Raw genomic sequence first — 2291 nt, forward strand, 5'->3', positions numbered from 1 at the left:
GAGTAAGCTAATAGAAGGTGATGGGGATGAAAGAGCAACAATGGATTACAAAGTTTGATGATGTAAAAAAAACGATACAATCAGTTATCTACACATGGAATCCACTCTCTTTGCATGCTTCTGAGGAATATGAGTATGAAGCTACATGGATCCTTCCTATGGTATACAAAGTAACAAACGTTGAAGGTCTGGCAATTGAGATAACAGATATATTAAATCAGTCATTTAATAGTACGTTAACAAAAGAAGACTGTATAGGCATTGCACAGCAAATCTGGGAGCAGATAAGAGAGTAGATAAACGCAAGCTTGTAGTTAGATAAGTGCTTAGAAATAAGAAATTTCCTCCTAAGTCCACTTCTGAAACGAATTATGATATACAGCTTTAATTACTATGAGCTATCTCTCTTTAATTCCTAATGGAAGAAATTTGATCTGGAATCAATTATTAATTTTTAATGTATTGATGATGAGTGAAACTAATATTTTGTAGAAATTTCGGGTTCGAAAAGCGTTGATTTATTACAAATAATAAATTATCCTATTACTAGTAAAAAAAGGAAGGGTGGACGTGGAACAATGATTAATTAATCCTATTTTCTAAGAAAAAATTCGTTGAATAATACGATTGTTTTTTCTGAATAGGATTAGACTGTACTTTTACATACAAATCAAATTGATCATTGTATTCCTTTCTTTCGGAATGTCATGCCAATATTGTTGTTGTACTGTACTTCCCCCTGTTCAGAAAATACGCAGGAGGTTTTTTGTTTTGGAAGAGAAATTACCCGTAAATCATTCAACCAAGTTGTTTGGAAACCGTGTTTTTCAAGCTATTATTATCTCTGGGTTATTCTTGCAAATAGGGATATGGGTTAGGAATTTTGCTGTACTTCTTTTCATAATGGAGAAGACAAACGGAGACCCATTTACAGTATCTTTAATATCTGTAGCAGAATTTGCACCAATCTTTATTTTCTCTTTTATTGGCGGAACATTTGCAGATCGCTGGCGTCCGAAACGTACTATGGTATGGTGTGATATTTTAAGTGCAATATCTGTATTTGCTGTGCTTGTCACGCTTATATTTGGATCTTGGCATGTTGTTTTTTTCGCAACTTTAATTTCTGCAATCCTTTCCCAATTCTCTCAGCCTTCAGGGATGAAACTGTTTAAAATGCATTTACCGGAAGAGCAAATGCAGGTTGGGATGTCAGTCTATCAAACGCTCTTTGCGATATTCATGGTTCTAGGACCAATACTAGGGACATTTGCCTTTCAAGCCTTTGGTATAAATCTCTCCATTGCCATTACAGGTACAGCCTTTTTACTATCAGCAGCAGCACTCACTTTTCTACCTTCTGATCGAAAGATGGAAAAAGAGAATGGAACTACATCACTGCTAAGTGAAATGAAAAGTGGTGTTAAGTATGTTTTGGGGAAGAAAGAGTTGAGCCTGTTAGGTCTATGCTTTTTAGCAGCTGGACTAGGAATAGGGTTTATTCAGCCTCTCTCCATTTTCCTTGTAACAGAGCAGTTGGGTTTAGCAAAAGAAAATCTCCAGTGGTTACTTACAGCTAATGGAATTGGCATGATCTTAGGCGGAGCAGTAGTAATGATCTTTGCCAAAACAGTAGCACCGCAAAGGCTGCTGGCATTTGGGATGGTTGGTAATGCAATAGGGTTTGCCATAATGGGATTATCAGTAAACCTATGGCTGACGCTGGGAGCTCAGTTTCTAAATGGTCTCATGTTACCGTGTATTCAGATTGGTATCAATACGATGATCTTACAGAGAACGGAGGCTGCTTTTATTGGCAGGGTCAATGGGATTTTAAGTCCTCTCTTTACGGGATCCATGGTATTAACGATGAGTATAGCTGGAGTTTTAAAAGAGCAGTTTTCATTGGTTGCCATATTTGAGGCAGCAGCAGTCTTATTTATTATAGGTTTGCTTTTTATATTACCTCTATATAATTTAAAAGAGGAGACAAAGCAGGAAGGTATAAAATTAGGAGAGTAAAAAAATTCTTTACAACTTCTTATCTAAATAACCATAATGAAAACAAACAGTTTCATTATAAAAGTACAACCAAAGGAAATTAGAATGAAATATGGTATGTTTTAATTCTAAAAGATGTGGTACACATATAGTACAGTATCAATGTCACTTAAAATTGAATGCTGTGAAAGGTTAAATACTTAGCTTAATGAAGGGACTGGTTCGGTTTTGAGAGACGTAACAGCGACTTCAGCAAACGTATTACCCCAATTGACAAGTAAGTATTGTGA

The 2291-nt window shown here is 35.7% G+C and carries 2 protein-coding genes; both read left to right on the forward strand.

From position 1 onward, the window contains the following. Positions 1-26: 26 nt before the first annotated feature. Positions 27-296 (forward strand): DUF1871 family protein, encoded by a 270-nt coding sequence (locus AC1DRF_RS23800; RefSeq protein WP_279621046.1) that lies wholly within the window; start codon positions 27-29, stop codon positions 294-296. A 475-nt stretch (positions 297-771) separates the two neighbouring features. After that, positions 772-2022 carry an MFS transporter gene (locus AC1DRF_RS23805; RefSeq protein WP_477741854.1) on the forward strand — a complete coding sequence of 417 codons (1251 nt, stop codon included), beginning with the start codon at positions 772-774 and terminating at the stop codon, positions 2020-2022. Positions 2023-2291: the final 269 nt, after the last annotated feature.

It is taken from the genome of Priestia sp. P5_B4, assembly GCF_056400385.1.

What these genes read in the sequence shown, in the direction of transcription:
- AC1DRF_RS23800 (WP_279621046.1), top strand. Translation starts at nt 27, where the DNA reads ATGAAAGAGCAACAATGGATTACAAAGTTTGATGATGTAAAAAAAACG.